At 58.2% G+C, this 3,440-nt stretch carries 3 protein-coding genes and 2 pseudogenes; all 5 read right to left on the bottom strand.

What is annotated here, in order from left to right; translation table 11 throughout:
- Positions 1-610: pseudogene (locus ACIQ36_RS19425) on the bottom strand (serine kinase); the annotation flags it as partial.
- Positions 611-690: 80 nt separating this feature from the next.
- Positions 691-987 carry a PqqD family protein gene (locus ACIQ36_RS19420; RefSeq protein ID WP_395832431.1) on the bottom strand — a complete coding sequence of 99 codons (297 nt, stop codon included), beginning with the start codon at positions 985-987 and terminating at the stop codon, positions 691-693.
- Between the two features lie 326 nt (positions 988-1,313).
- The gene (locus ACIQ36_RS19415) at positions 1,314-2,093 is read right to left on the bottom strand and encodes an amino acid ABC transporter ATP-binding protein (protein ID WP_395832429.1); all 780 of its coding nucleotides are present in this window, start codon (positions 2,091-2,093) and stop codon (positions 1,314-1,316) included.
- A gap of 13 nt (positions 2,094-2,106) precedes the next feature.
- The gene (locus ACIQ36_RS19410) at positions 2,107-3,204 is read right to left on the bottom strand and encodes an amino acid ABC transporter permease (protein WP_395832427.1); all 1,098 of its coding nucleotides are present in this window, start codon (positions 3,202-3,204) and stop codon (positions 2,107-2,109) included.
- Positions 3,205-3,215: 11 nt separating this feature from the next.
- Positions 3,216-3,440 (bottom strand): annotated as a pseudogene (locus tag ACIQ36_RS19405) (amino acid ABC transporter permease); the annotation flags it as partial.

Genomic DNA, 3,440 nt, shown 5'->3' with positions numbered 1-3,440 from the left:
CCGGCAGGTGGAATTTCTCCAATTGGGCGCGACTGCGCTCCAGCCCGTCGGCGCGCAGGCCCAGCCCGTCGAGCGAATCGCGCCACAATTTGATACGGGGAAAGGACGGCAGGACCTGCGGCCCACCGGGCGCCGCGACGTCCACGACCGTCACCTCGTCAGCCAATACGCGGTAGCCGCGACGCAAGAAGGCGGCGGTTAGCGTCGACTTACCGACCCCGGAAGCACCCGCGAAGGCGACCGCCCGTCCATTGATTTCCACGCAACCGGCATGCAACGGCACGAGGCCACGGGAGTGGCATAGGAAGCCGAACACGCTCCCCAGCAGAAATACCCGCACGTCGGGGGCCGTTGGGTCCATGTAGGGCTGTATCGTTACGTGTCGGCCGTTCTCCACGAAGTAGGCAGCCACGCCGGCAACCGCGTAACGGCAATCGCCATTGGCACCGACCTGAAGCAACGGCCCTTCGAACACGGGGCGCTCCAACCGGTCGGGTACCGTGCCGAGACGAATTTCGACATCCGGCACGCGGTCGTCGCCGCTCCAGGGCAGCAGATCAGGAAGCGGCAGTTCGGAGACGATCCTAAGGCCGCATAACGCATAAGACATGGCTGCGACCATTGCCCAAGCGCGGATCAATAGTCAAGGGAGGCCCGGCGGGGTGCTACCATAGCGAACAGCACGCCGCATCAGCAGACCTCAACCAGCCCCTGGTCCACCATCCTCGTCAGCAGCGCCAGCACATCGCGCTCAATGCAGGCGATATCGGCGTCGTAAACCTCTACCAGTGTGACCGCCAGCGCGGCCACCGTCATCGACTCACTCAGGCGCTTCCAGATGTCGGTGCCGATGGGGTCCAAACCGAAATAGACACCTTTCTCGATGTCCATCATAACCATTTCGCCCCCAACCTCGGTAGCGAGCACGTCAGCGACGCGCCGAAGGCGCGTGGCGCGGTCGAGAGGGGCTTGGCCAGAATTGGGCATATGGCTCTCGAATAATCGTTTTGCAGGGCGACTACGTTCGCAAGCGCGGGCGACGACTGTCAAGACGCTGGATTGTAACCAGCATGGCAGCTTGATTGGCAAGAACACCAGCAACACCATGCCGTGGAGATCATAGACGTTCCGCTACTCTCTGACGGCATGGTAAAGTGCGGTGATTTCGCCGACCCGGCCTTGTCAGGAACAGCACGCGCATACCCGATGATGAACCGCCTCCGATACGGCAACGTCGCCGGGCTTAATGTCGTCTGCATTGATAATAGGATACCGGCCACGCTAATGCGCGCCGCAACCCCGGATAGAAAGCCTCAGTGATTCAAAATCTGGCTGAGGAACAGCTTGGTGCGCTCGGACTGTGGATTGTTAAAAAACTCGTCCGGCACGTTCTGTTCGATGATTTCGCCGCGATCCATGAAGATCACCCGGTCGGCCACCGATTTGGCAAAACCCATTTCGTGCGTAACGCACAGCATGGTCATGCCGTCTTCGGCGAGGCTGATCATTACATCCAGCACTTCTTTCACCATTTCCGGGTCGAGCGCCGAAGTCGGCTCATCGAACAGCATAATTTTCGGCGACATGCACAGCGAGCGAGCAATCGCCACGCGCTGTTGCTGACCACCAGAAAGCTGGCCCGGATATTTGAGCGCCTGATCGGGAATGCGCACGCGCTCCAGATACTTCATGGCGACGGCTTCGGCTTCCTTTTTGGGCATTTTCTTGACCCAAATCGGCGCGAGCGTGCAGTTTTCCAGCACGGTGAGATGCGGGAATAGGTTGAAGCTTTGGAACACCATGCCGACTTCGCGGCGGATGACTTCGATGTTCTTCACATCATTGGTCAACTCCGTGCCATCGACGATAATGCTGCCCTTTTGATGCTCTTCCAGCCGGTTGATGCAGCGGATCAGGGTCGATTTCCCCGAACCTGACGGGCCGCAGATCACAATCCGCTCGCCCTTGCTGACCGACAGATTGACATCGCGGAGCACATGGAATTCGCCATACCACTTGTGAACGTGGCTGACTTCGATATTGGTCGGCGCGGCGGCAAGTTGCTCGCGGCGCGCTTGGCGTTGAGGGGTCATGCTAAATCCTCGATCAACGGCTAGTGGCTTTACTCAGGTCGCGTTCCAGCCGTTGGCTGAATTTAGACATGGTAAAACAAAAAGCGAAGTAAATCAGCGCGATATAGAGATACATTTCCACATAGAAGCTCCGCCACGGCGGATCATTGACCGCGATTTTGCCCGCATTGAGCAAATCAACCAAGCCAATGACGATGACCAGCGACGTATCTTTGAAGGTGGAAATGAAACTATTCACCATCGGCGGAATAACGATACGCAAGGCTTGCGGCAGAATAATCAGGCGCATCTTGGCCCAATAACCCAACCCCAGCGCATCGGCGGCTTCATACTGGCCTTTCGGAATCGCCTGAAGCCCGGCCCGCACCACTTCGGCCAGATAAGCGGCCAAGAAGAGGGTGAAGCCAATCTGCGCGCGCAGCAATTTGTCGACGCTCACGCCTTCCGGAAAGAAGAGCGGGATCATCACCGACGCCATGAACAGAACCGAAATCAACGGCACGCCGCGGATGAGTTCGATATAGGCGACGCAGAGCGATTTCGCGACGGGCATGTCGGACCGACGCCCGAGTGCAAGGACAATACCGATAGGATACGCCACGACAATGGCCACAACGGACATCATCAGCGTCAGCGGCAGACCGCCCCATTGTTCGTGATTCACGAACGTCAGGCCGAAGACACCGCCCCACATGAGGATGGCCCAGACGAAAACTTGGCCAACCCAGGCCCAAATTAGGGCTTTGCTCCACAGGCGGCGAATACAACTCGCGCCGACCAGGGCCAAGAAAAGCCCAATGGCCAAAGCGGGCCGCCACTGTTCCTCATAGGAATAGCGCCCGAACAGGGTGAAGCGGTTCTTCTCGCCAATCACGGCCCAGCACGCCCCGGCACCCTGGGCCTGGCAGTCTTGCGGTGTTCCCGTCCAGACCGCTTTAAACAAAGCCCATGGTAGAACGGCCTGAAGGATATAGACGATTAGCCCAAGGCAGGCGATCGTGAGGATCGAATTACCCAGCGAGTTGAACAGGTTAGCGCGTAGCCATCCGATGACTCCGACTTCCGTCAGAGGCGGCTTTTCGATGGGCGCGCTGGTTGTTTGAACAGTCATCGCAACCCTCCTCAGCGCTCAACCAGCGCGATGCGCTTGTTGTACCAGTTCATGAAAGCAGAGATTGATAGGCTAACGGTGAGATAGGCCGCCATAATCAGCGCGACGCCCTCAATCCCCTGCCCCGTCTGATTGATCGTCGTATTGAGGATCGAGACGAGGTCGGGATAGCCGATTGCTACAGCAAGCGAGCTATTTTTGGTGAGATTGAGGTATTGGCTGGTCATGGGCGGAAT

The organism is Elstera sp., from assembly GCF_044372965.1.
Lineage (GTDB): Bacteria > Pseudomonadota > Alphaproteobacteria > Elsterales > Elsteraceae > Elstera.
This window is presented reverse-complemented; position numbering and strand designations above follow the sequence as displayed.